Here is a 20,361-nt window from a genome sequence, read left to right as displayed (position 1 = left end):
AAAGCGGGAAATCATCCCGCTTTTTACTACTTAACGACGTAGGCCTAGTTCTTTAATTAATTCACGGTAACGAGTTACATCTTTGTTACGTAAATAGTTTAAAAGGTTACGACGTTTACCTACCATTTTTAGAAGACCACGACGAGAGTGGTGATCTTGCTTATGAGTACGTAAATGCTCGTTTAATTTTGTAATCTTTTCAGTAAGGACAGCGATTTGAACCTCAGCGGATCCAGTATCGTTTTCATGTGTCTTGAACTTACTAATGATTTCATTCTTACGTTCTTGTGTGATAGCCATCCTATTCACCTCCTAAAATTTTATCGAACCCCTATCCCCTAGCAAGCGTCGGTGATTTCGACTTGCCAAGCGATGGTTCCTGTGCATGCAGCACAACTATTAATGTACATGTTTTTAAGGAAAAATGCAAGGGGAAGCGGGAATTCTAAGCAAAAAAGTTACGAATTTCGGCTTCATCTTTCTGAAGTTGATCGATTAGATGATCCACTCCATTAAATTTCACTTCATCCCTGATGAATGCATGCCATTCTACTTCTAACTCTTCCCCATATAAGTCCGCCTCAAAATCAAATAGGTTAATTTCAACAGAGAGTACTTTTGTGTCTTGGAAGGTTGGTTTATACCCTATATTCGCCATGCCATAGTATGAAGAGTTATTGTGGACAACTCTTACAGCATATACTCCTACTTTAGGAAGCAAATAGTCTAGAGAGACAGAGAGGTTTGCAGTAGGGAAACCAATCGTACGCCCTCTTTGATCCCCTGTAACAACGGTGCCCCGAATTTGATAGGGGCGTCCAAGCAGCTCATTAGCTAAAGAAATGTTCCCTTCCCTAATTGATTCTCTGATTAACGTAGAACTTATTTTTTTCTCATGCTCTGTCACTTTAGATACAACCGTTTGAGATAACTGTTCTCCTCCGTGCGTAGGGAGGGTATCCATAGTTCCTTTCCCCATTCGTCCATATGTGAAATCAAAACCTGCTACAACGTGAGACACATGTAAACCAATAAAATAGTGATTCACAAAATCCTGAGGTAATAAACCTGCTAAATCTTTGTTAAACTCAACAAGATATACACGATCAATCCCTAAATCTTCAAAGACCTTAATTTTATCCTCTAGAGGAGTAATGTATTTCACATGCTGGGTTTCTTTCTTCAAAACAACAGACGGATGAGGATGAAAGGTCATAACAGCACTGGTTCGACCTGTTTCATCAGCTATTTGCTTAGCTGTACGAATGACCTCCTGATGTCCGCGATGAACCCCATCAAAATAACCTACAGCTAGTACAGTATCAGGCAGGTCTTGATACTTGAATGTATGGGGATGTTGTAGTTCATAAATTTCCATTTCCTCTCACCCTCTTTTCCTTACACGTTTCATTCGTATTGAAAAACTCGGACTGGCTTTATTAAATGTGGTTTCTTTGGGTGTACTTGATAAATCGCAAGTAATTTGCCTTCTTGACTAACCATACAGAATGGATTTGTTTCTGGCAATATAGAAGGCTTAGGAAAAACCATACCGTGGTAGACCTGATCTTCTTTTCCAGCTTCGACAAGAAGATTTCCAAGATGACGCACACCTCTCTCTAAAGGCTGCAAGAGTTGATTAAGATTTTGCTCATCTCTTGCTTCTTCTATCTGTTCAAATGTGAATGACTCACTTGTTGTAAACGAACCAGAAGCAGTACGGACCAAGGAGGACATATGAGAAGGGTATCCGAGCTCTTTACCAATGTCCACACAAAGAGTACGGATATAGGTACCTTTTGAGCATGTAATATCAATGGTAAAAGAAGCTTTCCCGTTATGATAAGATACCTCTTCAGATGTTAGATTTATATCATAGATCTGAACTGTTCTTTCAGGTCTTTCTACTTCCAATCCTTCTCTAGCATATTCATACAATCGCTTGCCACCTACTCGTACAGCAGAATACATAGGGGGAACTTGGGTGATTGTACCCGTAAATGATTCTATCACATTTCTAATTTCATTCATGTTTAATTCATCTACCGTTTTTTCAGAGATGACAGAGCCGGTTTGATCTTCTGTTTCGGTAGCTGTACCTAAGGTTACTTCAGCTTTATATACTTTTTCAGACTCCGTTACATAAGAAGAAATTTTGGTTGCCATGCCAACACACATTGGAAGGACTCCTTCTACATCCGGGTCAAGAGTGCCAGTATGGCCCACCTTTTTAGTTCTTAATATACCTCTCATTTTCATCACACAATCGTGTGATGTCATGCCTTTTGGTTTCCATAAAGGGATGATCCCATCCATCATAAAAGCCCCCTCATCTTATTACTATAGTATGTATGGGTTTTACAAATAAAAAGAGTGCCCCTTAAAGGGACAGTCCCCCTTGCGTGTATACTTTATCATACAATCCTGTATGCCACACTTCAGGGGAGCAGCCCCCTTGTGGGACACCCTCTACCAGATTTTATTCGTTTGTATCATTTAAATCTTGCAGAATTGTTTCAATACGATTTCCGTACTCAACAGCTTCATCAAATTCAAACATAATTTCTGGTGTTTTACGAAGGCGAATTCGTCGTCCGATTTCGGAGCGAATAAATCCTTTCGCTTTAGCTAAGCCGATTAGTGTATCTTGCTTCTGTTTATCATCACCTAAAACGGAGATATACACTTTAGCTTGCTGTAAGTCACCTGTTACTTTCACTTCTGTGACTGTGACAAATCCAATGCGAGGGTCCTTAATCTTACGACTAATAATATCTCCCATTTCTTTTTTCATTTGTTCACCGACACGGTTTGCTCTTAAATCACTCATTAATTTTCACCTCTTTATTCTGAGGGAGGGCTACAACCATTCCAAATTTGTTGTGGTACGTTCAATTTCTGGAAAAGAGTCGATCATCGCTAACACTCGATTGATCTCTTTTTCAGCCTGAACTTTGTCACTAGAAATCGTGACAAAGCCAAGGCCTGTTCGTTGCCAAACATCTTGATGATCCAATTCTGCTACAGCAACATTATACTCATTATGAGCTCTTGTTAAGATTCGGCGCAATACTGAACGTTTTTCTTTTAAAGAATGAGCATCATAAATGAGGCATTCTACCTCAACGGAAGCGATCATTTACGTTCGATCTCCTGCATTTCGAAGGCTTCAATGATGTCACCTTCACGGATATCATTGTAGTTTTTGATTGTTATACCACATTCATACCCTTTTTGAACGGTCTTGGCATCATCTTTATAACGTTTAAGTGCATCAATTTCGCCTTCGTATTGGACAATACCATCACGGATGAGACGAACGCCACCTTCGCGTTTAATAACACCTTCTGTTACATAGCTCCCGGCAATCGTTCCAACTTTAGAAACTTTAAAGATTTCACGAACCTCTGCTTGACCTACAATTTTCTCTTCAAATTCTGGGTCTAAGAGACCTTTCATAGCACTTTCAATTTCTTCCATCACCTTATAGATAATGCGATGAAGTCGAATATCTACATCTTCAGTTTCTGCTGTACGCTTAGCGTTTACATCAGGACGAACGTTAAATCCGATTACCACTGCGTTAGAAGCAGATGCAAGGATGATGTCTGATTCTGTAATTGCACCTACACCAGTGTGAATGATCTTAACCTTTGCACCCTCTACATCAATTTGTTGTAAAGAAGAAGCAAGAGCTTCTGCAGAACCTTGTACGTCTGCTTTAATAATGATGTTAATTTCTTTTATGTCACCTTGTTTAATTTGTTCGAATAAATCATCAAGGCTTACTTTTGCTTTTTCACCGCGGTTTTCTTCGATCATACGCTGTTGACGAGCTTCCCCAACTTGACGGGCTTTCTTCTCATCATCAAACGCTACGAAGCGATCTCCTGCTTGAGGAACACCGTTTAGTCCAGTAATCTCAACTGGGGTAGATGGTGGAGCCACTTTCACACGACGTCCTAAATCATTTACCATCGCACGGACACGTCCAAACGTATTACCAACAACAATTGGGTCTCCTACGTTTAACGTACCATTTTGCACAAGTAATGTTGCCACAGAACCGCGACCTTTATCTAATTCTGCTTCAATAACAGTACCCATCGCCAGGCGATTTGGATTTGCTTTTAATTCTTCTACTTCTGAAACGAGCACGATCATTTCTAGAAGATCATCGATTCCTTCCCCTTTAACGGCTGAAAGTTCAACGAAGATCGTCTCCCCACCGTACTCTTCAGGAACTAAGTTATATTCCATAAGCTCCTGTTTCACACGATCTGGATTCGCACCCTCTTTGTCCATCTTATTAACAGCTACAATAATAGGAACTTCTGCAGCTTGAGCGTGGTTAATTGCTTCTTTAGTTTGAGGCATAACTCCATCGTCTGCTGCCACGACTAATATTGCAATATCCGTTACTTGAGCACCACGAGAACGCATACTTGTGAACGCTGCGTGACCAGGAGTATCAAGGAACGTAATTTTCTTATCATTTTCTTCAACTTGATACGCACCAATGTGCTGTGTGATTCCTCCAGCTTCCCCTGCTGTTACTTTCGTTTTACGAATGGAATCAAGAAGTGTTGTTTTACCATGGTCAACGTGTCCCATGATTGTTACGACAGATGGACGTTCTACTAGGTCAGCAGGATCGTCATCAGCAATGTAGTTTTCAAAGTCTGTCTCGTCTACTACAATCTCTTCTTCAGCTTTCACACCATATTCATCACAAATTAACTCAATTGTATCAGCGTCTAAATCCTGGTTCTTTGTAGCCATTACGCCAGAGAACATTAACTTCTTAATAATTTCAGAAGACTCTCTGGATAACTTTTCAGCTAGCTCTGATACCTGCAAACTACCAGTGTACGTAATTTTTTCTGGTAGTTGTGGCTTCTTAGCTTGAGGGCGCTGTTGTTGATTGTTACGGTTTTGACCGCCACGGTTGTTTCGCTTGTTATTTTGGTTTTGCTTTTTGTTATTATTTTTAGTGTTTTTATTCATACGATTATCCTGATCTTTCTCACGTTTTTTCTGACCACCACTTTGTTGGTTACTAGATGGCTTCGCAGAACCTTGTGAGTTATTTTGTTTCTTTTCTGCTCCCTTTGCTTGAGGGTTCTGGTCACTTTTTCCTTTATTGTACACACCATCAAGACGAGTTTTCGTATCGTCTGAAATAGTGGACATATGGTTTGAGACCTCTATATTCATGTTTTGTAATTTCGTTAATACATCTTTACTAGTTACATTTTTCTCTTTGGCATATTCATAAACACGCATTTTCGTCATACGTTCACCCCCGAATAGATTCATCGAGCATCGATGTGATTTTCGTTGCGAAACCACGATCGGTTATAGCCAAGGCTACTCTGCCTGATTTCCCTATTGCACCGGATAATGTCTCCCTATCCACAACTTCCCGATAAGGGACCTTATAGAAGCTACATTTATCCTCTAGCTTCTTTTTAGTGTTTATCCCCGTGTCATTTGCTATTAAAACCAGGCAGGCTCGTTTTCGTTGTATATCACGAACGATGGCTTCTTCACCTAAAGTACATTTACCGGCTCGAAATGCAAGTCCAATCATATTGAGGAATTTCTGATTCATATTAATCCTCTTGTACCATTTCTAGAAGCTGATCATATAGTTCCTGATCTACTTTGGCCTTTAAATGATGGGACAAAATACTTTTTTCTCGAGCTGTTTTAATGACTTTTGCATCCTTAGTTAAATAAGCACCTCGGCCGTTCTTCTTTCCGGTTTCATCAATAAAAACTTCCCCGTCTTTATTTCTTACGACACGAATTAGCTGTTGTTTAGGTAGCATTTCTTTGGTAACTACGCATTTTCTTAATGGTGTTTTTTTGTTCTTAGCCATTTCGAGTCCCCCTTATTCGAATAGATCTTCGTCTACTTCAGAATAAGCGTCCTCTTGATGTTCACCAGGAGTAATCGTGCCGTCTTCTAAAGCATCTGATTCACTCTTGATGTCAATTTTCCATCCAGTCAATTTAGCAGCAAGACGTGCATTTTGTCCACGCTTACCGATTGCTAATGAAAGTTGATGATCCGGTACAACGACTGTTGTTGCTTTTTCTTCTTCATCCACTAATACCTCTACCACTTTGGCAGGGCTTAAGGCATTTGACACGAATACAACAGGATCTTCTGACCACTGCACGATATCAATCTTTTCACCTTTTAACTCATTCACAATTGCTTGTACCCTTTGACCACGTTGTCCTACACAAGAACCAACCGGATCGATTTCTGGGTCTGGAGCATGAACAGAAATCTTAGAACGATCTCCTGCTTCACGAGATACAGATTTAATTTCTACTGTTCCATCATAAATTTCAGGTACTTCCATCTCAAACAAACGTTTAAGAAGACCTGGATGTGAACGTGACACATAAATATGAGGCCCTTTGTTTGTGTTTTCAACTTTAGTAACAAATACTTTTATACGATCATGTACATGATATTCTTCTGTAGGCATTTGTTCACCAACAGGAAGACGGGCTTCAACTTTACCAAGATTAATGTAAGTAAATCGTGCGTCTTTACGTTGAATAATCCCTGTCATAACATCTTCTTCACGATCAACATATTCACTAAAGATTACACCGCGCTCAGCTTCGCGTACACGTTGAGTGACAACCTGTTTTGCAGCTTGTGCTGCAATACGACCAAAGTCCTTCGGTGTTACTTCAATTTCGATTACATCATCGATATCATAGTTTGGATCGATTTTTTTAGCTTCATCTAGAGAAATTTCTTGTTGTGGGTCCATAGACTCTTCAACAACAAGTTTTCGGGCATAAACATGCATGCCTCCACTCACTTCATCAAGATCAACACGAACATTCGTGGCTGATTTAAAATTCTTTTTATAAGCAGAAATAAGTGCTGCTTCTAATGCTTCCATTAGAAGGTCTTTGTCTATTCCTTTTTCTTTCTCTAAGTAATGAATGGCATCAAAAAGCTCACTACTCACCGTTTCTTCCCCCTTTAATTAAAACTGACAGCTAACCTTGCTTTAGCAATGTTGTCAAACGGTATTTCATATGTTTTCTTACGTGTTTTGATTGTTACTTCTACAGAAGCTGTATCATTTTCAAAGGATAGTAAGCGTCCTTCGAATTCTTGTTCACCATCAATATGTTCGGATACTTTTATATTCACATTATGGTTTACGAATTTTTCAAAATCTTTTCTCTTCTTTAATGGGCGCTCAGCACCAGGTGATGATACTTCTAAAAAGTAAGGGAAGGTAATGGGATCTTGAGCATCAAGTTTCTCGCTTAATTGCTCGCTAACCTGGCCGCATTCTTCAATATCAACCCCACCCTCTTTATCAACGTAAACTCGTAGAAAGTAGTTTTTCCCTTCTTGTTGAAACTCAATGTCTACAAGTTCAAGGTTCATGTCTTCAAGGATTGGTTGAATGAGTTCTTCAGTTATTTCCGTAACATTCTGGCTTCCCAATGGAATTCCCTCCTTTTTATTATTGCTAGCTAGATAAGCCGATACGCTAAAATTCCCTGCTGAGACAGCAGGGAATTCGTTCGGCGGTCAAATTCGGAAGTAATACGAAAGAGTGGGTTGCCCCACTCTTTTACTCTCATACGTATCTTCTGTCATACCAACAAAAATATACCACACACAAGAAATTTTAGCAAGCCGTGGTTCATAAACAGTTAGAACAAGGATAACTGGTTTTTATCCGGTAGTCCCTCTAAGCATCCATGCTCATCTAAATATTCTAAAACAGTTTTAGAAATGCGGCTTCGCTCTCGGAGATCTTCTTTTGATAAGAACTCTCCGTCTTCTCGTGCTTTTACAATATTAATTGCGGCATTTGTTCCTAATCCATCAATAGAGTTAAATGGCGGTATTAATGTATTCCCATCTACAATAAATTCGCTAGCTGCAGAGCGATACAAGTCTACTTTTTGGAAAGAGAATCCACGCTCTTGCATTTCAAGAGATAATTCTAAGACTGTTAACAAACTCTTTTCTTTAGGAGTTGCGTCTAACCCTTTACCATTAATCTCTTTAATACGCGTTCGGACAGCCTCTGACCCTTTCACCATCGTGTCAATATCAAAGTCACTAGCACGCACCGTATTATAAGCAGCATAGAAGTAAATTGGATGATGGACCTTGAAATAAGCGATACGAACAGCCATAAGAACATAAGCGGCTGCGTGTGCTTTCGGGAACATATACTTAATCTTTTTACAAGATTCAATGTACCAATCTGGCACACCGTGCTTCTTCATTTCGTCGATCCATTCAGGCTTCAAGCCGCGTCCTTTACGAACAAATTCCATTATTGTAAAGGCTGTAGGAGCTTCTAGTCCTTTGTGCATTAAATACACCATAATGTCGTCACGACATCCAATTACTTCAGAAAGTGTACATATACCATCGCTGATAAGCTGATCGGCATTATTCAGCCAAACATCTGTACCGTGTGATAGGCCAGAAATAATGACAAGTTCTGCGAATGTAGAAGGCTTTGTATCCTCTAACATTTGACGAACGAATCGAGTACCAAACTCAGGTACACCAAGTGTTCCTGTTTTACACATAATTTGATCTGGTTCTACTCCTAAAACTTGCGGGCCGCTAAAGATCTTCATCACTTCTTCATCATCTGTCGGGATCGTTTTAGGATCAATACCACTTAAGTCTTGAAGCATCCTGATCACTGTTGGGTCATCGTGTCCAAGAATATCAAGTTTTAAGAGATTATCATGGATGGAGTGGAAGTCAAAGTGTGTTGTCATCCACTCAGATGACTGGTCGTCTGCTGGATACTGAATAGGTGTGAAATCATAGATATCCTGATCATCAGGAACAACAATAATTCCTCCAGGGTGTTGTCCAGTTGTTCGCTTCACTCCAGTACACCCCTGCACCAATCGGTCTACTTCAGCACCTTTATATTGAATTTCATGGTCACCTGCGTAGCCTTTAACAAACCCGTATGCAGTTTTCTCAGCAACTGTACCTATTGTACCCGCACGGAAAACTTTATCTTCACCAAATAAAACCTTTGTATAATTGTGTGCTCTTGGCTGGTATTCTCCTGAGAAGTTTAAGTCGATATCTGGCACCTTATCCCCTTTAAATCCTAGGAACGTTTCAAATGGAATATCCTGCCCATCTTTCTTATACGCTACACCACAGTCAGGACAGTCTTTCTCTGGTAAATCGAAACCAGAACCTACTGATCCGTCTGTAAAGAATTCAGATTTCTGACATTCATTACAGACATAGTGAGGTGGTAAGGGGTTTACTTCAGTGATATCAGTCATTGTGGCTACGAAAGAAGAACCAACTGACCCACGAGAACCAACCAGATAGCCATCGTCTAAAGATTTCGTTACAAGTTTCTGTGAGATTAAATAGATGACAGCAAAACCGTTTCCGATAATACTATCAAGTTCTTTTTCGATTCGTTTTTCAACAAGCTCAGGGATCGGATCACCATAAATACTTCTAGCTTTATTGTAGGTCATTTCCCGCATCTCATCATTAGCACCATCAATATTTGGCGTGTACAGATCGTCTTTAACCGGTTTAATTTCTTCAATTGAATCTGCTATCTGCTGTGAATTCGTTACAACTACCCGTTTTGCAGTTTCTTCATCTAAGAAAGAGAAATCATCTAGCATTTCATTTGTGGTTTTAAAATGTACATCAGGTTGAGTTTGTCGGTTAAGGGGATTACCACTTTGTGAAGCAATTAGGATTTTTCGATAAATCTTTTCATGCTCATCGACATAGTGAGTATTTCCTGTAGCGACAACCGGTTTCTCTAATCGATCTGCCATGTTGATTAAGTTCTTTAAGATATCGTATAAATGAGCTTCATTTCTTATAAGGTCTTTTTCAATTAAATGGTAATAGTTTGAAGGAGGCTGTACCTCAATATAGTCATAAAACTCAGCCACTTTCTCCGCTTCATCTTGTGACTTCTGCATCATTGCTTCAAATACTTCACCTTTATCACACCCGCTACCAATAAGGACTCCTTCCCTATACTTTTTCAGTACGGACCTTGGAATACGAGGAACACGGTAAAAATAATTCACAAGTGACATGGACACAAGCTTGTAAATGTTTTTTAGACCTGTTGGATTTTGCGCTAACAAAATGGCATGAGAAGGTCTGGAACGTTGGTATGCGTTTCCTTCTCCCATGTATTTGTTTAAATCCAAGTGATTTGTAATGTCTTTTTTACGAGCTTCCTTCAATAATTTCCACAGCAAGTATCCAGTCGCTTCAGCGTCATAAATTGCCCTGTGGTGCTGAGTCAGTTCAATATCAAATTGCTTACAAAGTGTATTAAGGCGGTGGTTCTTAAGTTGCGGAACAACGAGTCTTGCGAGCTCTAACGTATCAATAACAGGATTCGATGCTTTTTCATATCCAATCTTTTTGAGCCCTGCATTTAAGAATCCCATATCAAAGCTTGCGTTATGAGCGACTAATATAGAATCACCCATCCATTCATGAAAATCTTTAATGACATCATCAGGGTCTGGCGCATCTTTTACCATGTCGTCTGTAATCCCCGTCAGATCAGTCGTAGTTTGACTTAAAGGTTCATGAGGGTTAGCGAAGGATTCAAATCGGTCAATAATTTCGCCTTCTTTAATCTTAACAGCCGCTAATTCAATAACCGTATCATAAATAGCTGACAAACCTGTTGTCTCCACGTCAAATACAACATATTCATCTGTTGCTAAGTCTCGGTCTTGTTCTTCATAAGCAATAGGTACACCGTCGTCTACAATATTGGCTTCCAATCCGTAAAGGACTTTAACACCATTCTTGCTCCCTGCTGCATAGGCTTCTGGGTATGATTGGACAACAGCGTGGTCGGTAATTGCGACAGCTTTATGTCCCCATTTAGCCGCTTGTTCAACTAAACGTGAAGCTGATACCGTAGAATCCATTTGACTCATCGTCGTGTGGGCATGGAGTTCTACTCGCTTCTCCCCTTCTGGAGCTTCATCTTTACGCACGATAGGCTTAACTTCATTAATATCTGAGCCCATCATTGTTAATTCGTTCGTATAGTTATCGGTCTGAACGCGACCTTTAGCCTTAATCCACATGCCTTTTTTCAAACGCTGGAACTTCTCTTCATCATCATCTCTTCGAGAGAACATTTTCACCTGAATAGAATCTGTGTAGTCGGTCATTTTAGCCATAAGCAAATGACGACCTGAACGAAGCTCTCTTATTTCAACATCAAAGACATACCCTTGAATGACCATCGTGTTTTCTTCTTCTTGAATGGATTCGATTTTTTCAGGAACATCTTTAATGTTATAACCAATGAGAAGTGGACCTTCATGAAGAACTTCATCATCATCTTTATCCTTAGCACGTTGTTCTTTCTCCTGGATTGCCTTTTGAACAATGTTTTTATCCTCTTGCTTCTTCTGCTCCTTAAACTGTTCTAAGGCTTCCTCTGAAGAACTTACTTCAACCGTAAGAACATATAGTGATGCCCCCACGCGATTACAGAAAGCTTGGAATGGTTCGCTTAAGCGACGTTTCAAGGCATGAGCTTCTGCATCATTACGTGCGTGCAAAATAAGCTTATTTCCATCAATTTTAGGACGCTGCTCATGTAATAAGTCCTTATAAGCAGGTGATAGATCAGGTATTGATTTGATAAAGTGAAGCCAGTAATCACAAATACCATCTTCATCAAGCTTCTTCTCATCTGTTTCAATTGACCATGTAATGGTTGCAATATGATGAAAAGCTTCATAAAGTTTCGTCGTAAAAACAGCATAAACATCTGGTGGTAACACTTTAGGGATATAAAAGTAAAAGTGCCACTCTTTTGTTGGCTTATGCACTGATAATTTCGTTAACCTGCTATCTTGAAAGTGTTCGTTCACAAGATCCTCTGGCATTTCGATTTGCTTTAGGAGCAACTGCATTTTTTCTATCTGTGAAAGGTCCATGCTACATATCCTCCCCTTCATAAGCAAAGAGAGGTACCTTCGCTGACGAAGGTACCTATTTTCCACTTACAATTCTTTTAGTAATGCTTTAATATGATCAACTAGTTCATCTTCATGTACTTCAGACTGTTCACCGCTTGAGCGAATCTTACTTTCTACGACCCCTTCATCCGCTCGCTTACCTACTGTAATACGAAGTGGAATTCCAATCAAATCGCTATCAGCAAACTTCACACCTGCACGCTCTTTACGATCATCATATAATACTTCAATACCCTCTTCTTTTAGAGTAGTATATAGGCGCTCCGCTAATTCTCTTTGTTCATCTTTTTTTACATTTAGTGCTAAAAGATGAACTTGATAAGGAGCAACTTGTTTTGGCCATGTAATACCTGAATCATCATGATACTGTTCTACAATTGAAGCTAACGTGCGTGATACTCCAATTCCGTAACAACCCATAATGAGTGTTTGGTTCTTTCCGTTTTCATCAAGGAAGTTAGCCCCCATTTTTTCTGCATAGAACTGACCAAGCTTGAATACATGTCCTACTTCAATTCCTTTTGCAAATTGAATGGTTCCTTCACCATCTGGAGATGGATCTCCTTCTTGTATAAAACGAAGGTCCGCGTAATGGGTAATCTCAAAGTCTTCACCAGGTGTAACATTTGTGTAATGGAAACCATCTTCATTGGCTCCGCAAGTCGCATTAGCAAGACTTTTAACGGCATAATCTGCCACAATGTCGATCGTTTCAGAAACACCAACAGGACCTAAGGAGCCAAAGCCTGCACCAATGGCGGCTTTCACTTCTTCTTCTGAGGCTAAGTCGATTAAGCTGGCATCGTAAAGATTCTTTAGCTTAACGTCGTTCACTTCATGATCCCCACGTGTAAGGACCATGACTAATTTTTCATCGTCAATTTTAAACATAATGGCTTTCATACCTTCTGCAAGAGAATGTCCAAGTGCATTAGCAGCTTCGGCCATCGTTTTACAGTTTGGGGTAGCAACTTTTTCTCTTTCTTTCGGTTGCTCTGTTGTAGCTTCATACGTATCTACAACTGGAGCCATTTCAATATTTGCTGCATAACTACTTTTATCTGAATAAGCGATTGTGTCTTCACCAACTTCAGATAAAACCATAAATTCGTGTGTATCCTTACCACCCATAGCACCTGAATCGGCAATAACAGCACGGAAGTTTAAACCAAGACGAGTGAAGATGTTCGTATAAGCCTGAAACATTCGTTCATAAGCTTGATCAAGACTTTCATTAGAACTATGGAAGGAATACGCATCCTTCATTAAGAATTCTCTTCCGCGAAGCAACCCAAAACGAGGGCGTTTTTCATCTCGGAACTTGGATTGAATTTGATAAACCGTTAATGGTAATTGTTTATAACTCTTCACTTCATCACGAATAATAGCTGTTACTTCTTCTTCATGAGTTGCACCGAGAGCAAATTCGCGATTGTGACGGTCGTTCAATCGCATTAATTCAGGACCAAATGTGTTCCAGCGCCCTGTTTCTTTCCAGTGCTCAGATGGTTGAAGCGCCGTCATATTCATTTCAAGGCCGCCCGCATTTTCCATTTCTTCTCGAACAATCGCTTCTACTTTTCGTAATACTTTCGTACCTGCTGGTAAAAAGGAATATATACCAGAAGCTACTTTTCGGATGAAACCGGCACGAACTAGTAGTTGATGACTTTTAATCTCTGCATCAGCAGGATTTTCACGTAGTGTAGGTAAGAGCATTTCACTCTGTTTCATCCTCATTCACCTCGTCTCTCTATTTACTTATAAAAATAATCTTTGGATATCGTTCCAGGTTACAACAATCATGAGTAACATTAGAAGAGCAAATCCAATGAAGTGTACAATAGCTTCTTTTTGGGGTTCAATTGGTTTACCTCTCACCGCTTCGACACCTACGAATAGTAAACGTCCTCCGTCAAGGGCCGGTAGAGGTACAAGGTTAATAATCCCAAGATTAATACTTAACATAGCAATCCATGGCAAGTAATTCGCCCAACTCATACTAACGACTTCATCAGTTGCATTGTAAATACCTACAGGACCTGATAGCTGATCAATTGATAATTGACCGGTAACCAACTTCCCGAGGTTTGTCAAAATCATTGTAGTGATTTCATACGTTTTCGTAAACCCGTATGTCGCTAATGTAGTGAAAGATTTTTCTTTGGGCTGGAAAACTCCTATTTTCCCAACTTCTTCACCACCGCGTTCCATGACTCCTGTTTTTACGGGAACGGTCAAACTTTCTCCATCTCGAACAATCGATAGTTCTACTGTTTCATTAGGTTTTCCTTGTAAGACCTCTACAAATTCAACCCAAGTCCCTACGTTTTCCCCATTAACAGAAGTAACTTTATCTCCTTGTTGTAGCCCCGCTTCTTGAGCAGGCCCATCCTCTGTTAGCTTACCTAGGGTAGAATCATTAGAAGGTACCCCTTGAATCATAGCTAGAAGATAAAAGATGATGATGGCGAGCAGAAAGTTCATCATTGGACCAGCAAATAATTGCATGGCACGTTGAGAAACTGTCTTTGAGGCAAATTGACGATCATAAGGTGCAATCTGCGTTTCTTTCTCATCCATCACAAACATAGCATCCGGTTCAACTTCAAATAGAAGCTTTTCATCTTCATCAAGCTCATACCCTTGAATCATCAACTTATGATCTAAGTCAGCTTGTTCGACTTCAATAACTCTCGCATTTGGATATTTAGACTTATTGTTCACGATAATTCGATTTACCTTGCCCGATTGACCAAATTCGAGACCAATATGATGGCCTGGCTTCAAGTCGACTATTTCAGGATCCTCTCCTGCTACACGTACATATCCACCAATAGGTAATAAACGAATTGTGTATAGTGTTTCATCTTTCATAAATGAAAAGATTTTTGGACCAAATCCAATTGCAAATTCACGAGCCAACATGCCTGCACGCTTAGCGAATATTAGGTGACCCAGTTCATGAACAAATACAAGCAATCCAAACATGAATATAAATGCTAATACAGTTGGCAAAAATAGCACCTACCTTTTACTTTACGTATGATATGATTCTTGTTCGTGTTTCTTGATCAACCGCTACGATCGTGTCAAGAGAGGGCTTAGAGATTACCTCATGCTCTTCTAATGCACGTTCAATTAACGCTTCAATCGTTAGGAATGAAATCTCGCCTTTTAGGAAAAGTGCTACAGCTTGTTCATTTGCAGCGTTTAATACAGTAGGCATTGTTCCTCCCGCTCTTCCAGCCTCATAAGCCATTCGTAAGCAAGGAAAGCGATCGAAATCCATTTCTTCAAAGTGAAGTTTTCCTATTTCTACTAAGTTTAACGTTTTCGTTTCTTGCATTTCAAGTCGATTAGGAAAAGTTAACGCATATTGAATCGGAACACGCATATCAGGAGTGCCTAATTGAGCGATCACACTTTTATCCTTGAATTCAACCATAGAATGAATGACGCTTTCGCGATGTTGAATGACATCAATATCGTCATAAGAAATATCGAAAAGCCAATGAGCTTCTATTACCTCTAAGCCTTTGTTCATCATAGTGGCGGAATCAATCGTAATCTTAGCTCCCATGCTCCAGTTAGGGTGATTTAAAGCATCTTCTACTGTTACACCTTCAAGGTCAGAACGGGACTTATCACGAAAGCTCCCACCAGATGCTGTGAGAGTGATCTTGTTAACATCCTTACGATTCTCTCCGTTTAAACATTGATAAATAGCAGAATGTTCGCTATCTACTGGTAGGATATCAACTTGATTTCTCTTAGCTGCTTCCATAACTAGATGACCAGCTGTAACAAGCGTCTCCTTATTGGCAAGAGCAACTTGTTTATGTGATTCAATTGCTCCAAGCGTGGCTTCAAGCCCTACACTTCCCATAATAGCGTTTACCAATACGTCTACACGATTATGAGTTGCAATTTCCTTCATGCCCTTAGACCCTGTTAAGATTTCTGCTTGTACATTTTGTTCGATAAGCTTTGTTTTGGTTTCTTCATCTTGAACAACTATGATAGCAGGATTAAATTCTTTGATTAAAGGTAAAGCTTTTTCTACGTTTCGTCCAAATGCCATCGCAAATAGCTTGAATTCTTCCGGATGATTGCGTATAACGTCAGTGGTCTGAATCCCAATTGATCCAGTTGACCCTAACAAAGCTATATGTTTCATTCCTCACGCTCCTATGCTAATTTAATCCTATGATATAAATTGGATAAAATGCAGAATGGGAAGCACAAAAATTAAGCTATCAAAGCGATCAAGTACTCCTCCATGACCTGGCAACAACTTTCCTGAGTCTTTAACTGAATAATGTCGCTTGTAGGCTGACTCAACTAAGTCTCCAATTTGGCCAAATACAGCAATTAGAACAGCTCCGGCAATAATGACGAACATTGATTTGTCAAGTGGCGCTAACAGGTGGAAAATAACAGCTACCACACAAGCTAACAAAATCCCTCCAAGAGAGCCTTCAATTGTTTTCTTAGGACTGATTTGAGGCCATAACTTGCGTTTCCCCATTGCTTTACCAAAGAAGAAAGCTCCAGTATCGGTTGCCCAGATCAGCAATAATGTGAAAAAGACATAATGAACACCGAACTCATCCACATTTCTAGTCATAATTAGATAGTAAAATCCCATCCCTACATATACAGCAGAAAGCAGTAAGAATCCTGCTTCGTCAAAAGTAAACTTGTTTTTAACAAGAACTGTGTAACCTAAGAGAATAAACACAGCTAGTAATGTGAATTCTGCCTTGGTCATGTCAATGATCCCTGAGAATGTTTCTTCAGGAGCTAACAGCACCCATAAATGGACAAAAGATACGACCCCTGGAAATGAAATAGGGGAGATTCGTCTCATTCTCATAAGTTCAGCAAGACCAATTGTAGCAAAACCATATATAAGAATGACAAACGGAAGTTGCCCAAAAAAGAATATAGGAATGATTAACAAACCAAATATAATCGCCGTAACGATTCGTTGTTTCATAACAATTTCAACACCTTATACCCCTCCATAACGTCGCTTGCGCTGTTGGTAATCATGGAGAGCTTTTTCGAATTGACCTTCATCAAAGTCAGGCCATAATACTTCTGTAAACCAAAATTCAGCATAGGCAAGTTGCCACAGTAGATAGTTGCTCAATCGCTGTTCTCCACTCGTTCGAATTAACAAATCAGGGTCTGGCAACTGGTGTGTGTAAAGATGTGAGGCGATCATCTCTTCTGAAATAGTAGATGGATGTTCCTTTTCATCTATGACTTGCTGAGTTACCTGACGTACGGCTTGAACGATTTCATCACGCCCGCCATAGTTAAGGGCAAAATTTAATATAAGTCCTGTATTGCCTTCGGTTTGTTTCTTAGCGTTTTCTACAGCTTTCTTCGTATGTGGAGGTAGCTTATCAATATGCCCGATGGTCTCTACCCTCACATTATTCTCCATTAATTCTGGTAAATATGTGTTGAGGAACTCATCAGGTAATTTCATTATAAATTCTACTTCGTTTTTGGGACGTTTCCAATTCTCTGTAGAGAAGGCATACAACGTTAGGACGCCAACGTTCAAGTCTGTTGCGCGACGAACGATTTTTTTGACAACATCCATTCCCTCTTTATGACCAGCCACGCGAGGTAAGCCTCGCTTTTTTGCCCATCTTCCATTCCCGTCCATAATAATGGCAACGTGCCTAGGAATATTAGTACGGTCGAGTTGTATTGATTCTGTCGGTGTCATCTTCTTTTTAAAAAAAGGAAGTTTTAGTACCATGCGAGATCCTCCATTTGGGGGGCGTTAATTGTATATGTATAGAAAAATGAGGCTTTCGCTTATTAGCGAAAGCCAATCATCTGCACACCTTGACTAGCCCAAAAATGAAAAACCCCCTTCTAACAAGAGGGTTCATCATTCATTGTACAAGGAAATACATTAAACTTCCATGATTTCTTCTTCTTTAGTCTTAGCAACTTTGTCGATCTCTGCAATGTTTTTATCTGTTTCTTTTTGCACATCATCTTGATAGCTGCGAAGTTCGTCTTCTGTAATGTCTCCATCTTTCTCAAGCTTCTTCAGTTGATCGTTAGAGTCACGACGAACATTACGTACTTGAACTTTTGCTTCTTCTGTATATTTCTTTACAACTTTAACAAGGTCTTTACGACGTTGTTCATTTAAAGCCGGGATGTTAATACGTACAATATTACCATCACTAGATGGCGAAAGACCAAGATCCGCTTTTTGGATTGCTTTTTCAATCTCACTGATTGATGACTTATCAAACGGTGTAATAACTAACATGCGTGCTTCAGGAGCAGAAATTGTTGATAGTTGATTTAGTGGTACAACTGCACCATAGTAATCTACTTTTACACCATCGAGGATAGAAGGATTCGCACGACCCGCTCGTACGGTAGCTAATTGACGTGTAAATGCACGCACCGCTTCCTCCATTTGTTCTTTTGTTTGCTGTAATACTGTTTTAGGCATATTTATTTCCCCCTCACAATAGTTCCAATTTGATCGCCTAGAACGGCTTTTTTAATATTACCTTCTTCTGTAATCGAGAATACAAGAAGTGGGATGTCGTTGTCCATACATAACGAAGAAGCAGTAGAATCCATCACGCCTAATCCTTCATTAAGAACATCAAGATAGGATAACTCATCATACTTTTTCGCATCTTTATTTTGTTTAGGATCGTCATTATAGACGCCATCCACGTTGTTCTTAGCCATTAAAATGACATCTGCTTCAATTTCAGCAGCGCGTAATGCGGCTGTAGTATCTGTTGAGAAATAAGGATTACCTGTACCGGCAGCAAAGATCACTACTCGTTTTTTCTCAAGATGACGAATAGCTTTACGACGAATATAAGGTTCAGCTACTTGTCGCATTTCAATAGACGTTTGAACGCGCGTAGGAATACCAATATTCTCAAGGCTATCTTGCATCGCTAACGAATTCATAACAGTTGCTAGCATTCCCATATAGTCAGCAGTTGCACGGTCCATGCCAACTTCACTTCCTACTTTTCCACGCCAGATGTTTCCGCCACCAACAACGACCGCAACTTCAACACCTAATTCTGAAATTTCTTTAACTTGGCGTGCCACGGATTGAATGACAGCTGGGTCTAACCCATATCCTTCTGCACCACTTAACGCTTCCCCACTCAACTTTAATACAACACGACGATAGTGAGCTGTTGTCATAATAACCTCCATATCACATTTATGTAAGCTTTTGAAAATAGGGAACACCACGTGTCCCCTATTCCACTAAAGCTATCATGTTTTATTTATTTACTTGGTTCATTACTTCTTCAGCGAAGTTTTCTTCTTTCTTCTCCATGCCTTCGCCAACTTCGTAACGTACAAAGCCTTTAATGGAAGCACCTTTTTCAGATACATATTGTTTAACTTTTTGGTCTGGGTCTTTAACAAATGCTTGCTCAGTAAAAACGATACCTTCGTAGAATTTGTTAAGACGACCTTCAACCATTTTTTCAACGATATGTTCAGGTTTACCTTCGTTTAGCGCTTCTTTCTTAAGAACTTCGCGCTCCGCGTTTACTTCTTCTTCTGGAACTTCATCACGTGTTACATAGCGAGGGTTAACTGCTGCAGCGTGCATCGCAACGTCTTTAGCAACCGTTTCATCCGTTGTACCTTCAAGAACAGAAAGTACGCCAATGCGACCTCCCATGTGAGTGTAAGCGCCAAATGCATCGTTATCACCTTTAGTGATAATTTCAAAACGACGAAGAGAGATTTTCTCACCGATTTTAGCTACTTGAGAAGTGATGTAGTCTTGAAGAGTGTCGCCTTCACCATGAAGTGGTTGCTCAAGTGCCGCTTCTACAGTTGCTGGTTGTTGTTTCACAAGATGCTGGCCAAGTTCAGAAAGCATTGCTTTAAACTGGTCGTTCTTCGTAACGAAGTCTGTTTCTGCGTTCAGTTCGAAGATAACAGCAGTGTTACCGTCTACTTTGATAGAAGCAGAACCTTCTGCAGCGATACGGTCTGCTTTTTTCGCAGCCTTAGACATACCTTTTTCACGTAACCACTCAACTGCTTTTTCCATGTCACCATCAGTTTCAGTAAGGGCTTTTTTACAATCCATCATACCCGCGCCCGTTTGTTCGCGTAGTTCTTTAACTTGTTTTGCTGTTACAGCCATTATAAAATCCTCCTTAAATGTTCAATATTATGTTTCAAAGAAAAGCAATAACAATTTGCGCCGTATTGCTTGTCATAAAAACGAAAACATTATGCTATCTTTTCTTTAAAAAAGGTGATAAA

General features: G+C 39.8%; 19 protein-coding genes. All 19 read right to left on the bottom strand.

The features are described 5' to 3' along the window. Positions 1 to 30 precede the first annotated feature (30 nt). Complete coding sequence (rpsO, locus tag IMZ31_RS08760) at positions 31 to 300, bottom strand: 30S ribosomal protein S15 (protein ID WP_036778804.1); 270 nt, start codon at positions 298 to 300, stop codon at positions 31 to 33. Positions 301 to 445: 145 nt separating this feature from the next. Then, positions 446 to 1,378, bottom strand: a complete 933-nt coding sequence (gene ribF / locus IMZ31_RS08755; RefSeq protein WP_207530123.1) for a bifunctional riboflavin kinase/FAD synthetase — start codon at positions 1,376 to 1,378, stop codon at positions 446 to 448. Positions 1,379 to 1,407: 29 nt separating this feature from the next. Beyond that, on the bottom strand, positions 1,408 to 2,316 hold the full coding sequence (gene truB / locus IMZ31_RS08750; RefSeq protein WP_207530122.1) for a tRNA pseudouridine(55) synthase TruB: 909 nt from the start codon (positions 2,314 to 2,316) through the stop codon (positions 1,408 to 1,410). Between the two features lie 163 nt (positions 2,317 to 2,479). Beyond that, complete coding sequence (gene rbfA, locus IMZ31_RS08745; RefSeq protein ID WP_036778795.1) at positions 2,480 to 2,830, bottom strand: 30S ribosome-binding factor RbfA; 351 nt, start codon at positions 2,828 to 2,830, stop codon at positions 2,480 to 2,482. A gap of 30 nt (positions 2,831 to 2,860) precedes the next feature. Continuing rightward, positions 2,861 to 3,139: a DUF503 domain-containing protein gene (locus IMZ31_RS08740; protein WP_036778792.1), complete on the bottom strand. Its 279-nt coding sequence runs from the start codon at positions 3,137 to 3,139 to the stop codon at positions 2,861 to 2,863. After that, positions 3,136 to 5,295 (bottom strand): translation initiation factor IF-2, encoded by a 2,160-nt coding sequence (infB, locus tag IMZ31_RS08735; RefSeq protein ID WP_207530121.1) that lies wholly within the window; start codon positions 5,293 to 5,295, stop codon positions 3,136 to 3,138. The genes IMZ31_RS08740 and infB overlap by 4 nt, the downstream gene beginning before the upstream one ends. 4 nt (positions 5,296 to 5,299) lie before the next feature. After that, positions 5,300 to 5,614, bottom strand: a complete 315-nt coding sequence (locus tag IMZ31_RS08730) for a L7Ae/L30e/S12e/Gadd45 family ribosomal protein (protein ID WP_207530120.1) — start codon at positions 5,612 to 5,614, stop codon at positions 5,300 to 5,302. A gap of 1 nt (position 5,615) precedes the next feature. Further along, positions 5,616 to 5,885, bottom strand: coding sequence for an RNase P modulator RnpM (gene rnpM, locus IMZ31_RS08725; protein ID WP_207530119.1), 270 nt, complete (start codon positions 5,883 to 5,885; stop codon positions 5,616 to 5,618). 12 nt (positions 5,886 to 5,897) lie between these two features. Next, positions 5,898 to 7,004: a transcription termination factor NusA gene (nusA, locus tag IMZ31_RS08720; protein ID WP_036778782.1), complete on the bottom strand. Its 1,107-nt coding sequence runs from the start codon at positions 7,002 to 7,004 to the stop codon at positions 5,898 to 5,900. Positions 7,005 to 7,018: 14 nt separating this feature from the next. Further along, positions 7,019 to 7,495: a ribosome maturation factor RimP gene (gene rimP, locus IMZ31_RS08715; RefSeq protein WP_188649804.1), complete on the bottom strand. Its 477-nt coding sequence runs from the start codon at positions 7,493 to 7,495 to the stop codon at positions 7,019 to 7,021. 212 nt (positions 7,496 to 7,707) lie between these two features. Beyond that, a complete protein-coding gene (locus tag IMZ31_RS08710; protein WP_207530118.1) occupies positions 7,708 to 12,006 on the bottom strand; it encodes a PolC-type DNA polymerase III in 4,299 nt (1,432 codons plus the stop codon). A gap of 66 nt (positions 12,007 to 12,072) precedes the next feature. Continuing rightward, positions 12,073 to 13,782 carry a proline--tRNA ligase gene (locus IMZ31_RS08705; RefSeq protein ID WP_207530117.1) on the bottom strand — a complete coding sequence of 570 codons (1,710 nt, stop codon included), beginning with the start codon at positions 13,780 to 13,782 and terminating at the stop codon, positions 12,073 to 12,075. A 27-nt stretch (positions 13,783 to 13,809) separates the two neighbouring features. Then, complete coding sequence (gene rseP / locus IMZ31_RS08700) at positions 13,810 to 15,066, bottom strand: RIP metalloprotease RseP (protein WP_207530116.1); 1,257 nt, start codon at positions 15,064 to 15,066, stop codon at positions 13,810 to 13,812. A gap of 16 nt (positions 15,067 to 15,082) precedes the next feature. Beyond that, complete coding sequence (gene dxr / locus IMZ31_RS08695; RefSeq protein ID WP_207530115.1) at positions 15,083 to 16,228, bottom strand: 1-deoxy-D-xylulose-5-phosphate reductoisomerase; 1,146 nt, start codon at positions 16,226 to 16,228, stop codon at positions 15,083 to 15,085. A 27-nt stretch (positions 16,229 to 16,255) separates the two neighbouring features. Further along, positions 16,256 to 17,050 (bottom strand): phosphatidate cytidylyltransferase, encoded by a 795-nt coding sequence (locus tag IMZ31_RS08690; RefSeq protein ID WP_207530114.1) that lies wholly within the window; start codon positions 17,048 to 17,050, stop codon positions 16,256 to 16,258. Between the two features lie 15 nt (positions 17,051 to 17,065). Then, entirely contained in the window at positions 17,066 to 17,830 is a 765-nt protein-coding gene (locus IMZ31_RS08685; protein WP_207530113.1) for an undecaprenyl pyrophosphate synthase, read from the bottom strand. A gap of 159 nt (positions 17,831 to 17,989) precedes the next feature. After that, positions 17,990 to 18,547 (bottom strand): ribosome recycling factor, encoded by a 558-nt coding sequence (gene frr / locus IMZ31_RS08680; protein WP_036778761.1) that lies wholly within the window; start codon positions 18,545 to 18,547, stop codon positions 17,990 to 17,992. A gap of 2 nt (positions 18,548 to 18,549) precedes the next feature. Next, complete coding sequence (gene pyrH, locus IMZ31_RS08675) at positions 18,550 to 19,272, bottom strand: UMP kinase (RefSeq protein WP_036778758.1); 723 nt, start codon at positions 19,270 to 19,272, stop codon at positions 18,550 to 18,552. An 82-nt stretch (positions 19,273 to 19,354) separates the two neighbouring features. Further along, the gene (tsf, locus tag IMZ31_RS08670) at positions 19,355 to 20,239 is read right to left on the bottom strand and encodes a translation elongation factor Ts (RefSeq protein WP_207530112.1); all 885 of its coding nucleotides are present in this window, start codon (positions 20,237 to 20,239) and stop codon (positions 19,355 to 19,357) included. Between the last annotated feature and the right edge of the window lie 122 nt (positions 20,240 to 20,361).

Source organism: Pontibacillus sp. ALD_SL1, from assembly GCF_017355605.1.
Note: the sequence above shows the minus strand (reverse complement) of the source record. Positions and strands in the feature narration are given on the sequence as shown.